The following is a 318-nucleotide window of genomic DNA, read 5'->3' as shown; positions in this document are numbered from 1 at the left end:
GCGCGCGCGGGGGCAGGCGGCCGGGCGGGGAGGCCTGGCCAGAGGCTTTGGGGAAATGCTGCTCGACCATGCGGTCCTCGAAAAGGGCGACACCGGAAATCTCCTGGACTCTATCCATAAAAAACCTCGGGATCCACAAAATACTTCATGGCTTGGTCCGGTCCGTATCGGGTCTATCCTCGCCATGGACGATCCTTCCGCTTCCCTCGTCCCGGCCTTTGCCCGGGTGCTGCGCCGCCACCGGACCGCCCGGGGGATGGCGCAGGAGGAGCTTGCCCACAGCGCCGGGCTCAGCCCGCGCTATGTCTCGCTGCTCGA

At 66.4% G+C, this 318-nt stretch carries 1 protein-coding gene; it reads left to right on the top strand.

Annotated features, from left to right (window positions below; all coding sequences use genetic code 11):
• Positions 1-55 precede the first annotated feature (55 nt).
• Positions 56-318, top strand: a 263-nt coding sequence (locus ACTJI6_RS24300) for a helix-turn-helix domain-containing protein (RefSeq protein WP_440804374.1), incomplete at its 3' end; no start/stop codon positions are given.

Origin of the sequence: Paracoccus sp. 22332 (assembly GCF_052045125.1) — a bacterium.
Taxonomy (GTDB): domain Bacteria; phylum Pseudomonadota; class Alphaproteobacteria; order Rhodobacterales; family Rhodobacteraceae; genus Paracoccus; species Paracoccus haematequi_A.
The sequence above is the reverse complement of the archived record's forward strand: the minus strand, read 5'-3'. Positions and strand labels throughout refer to the sequence as shown.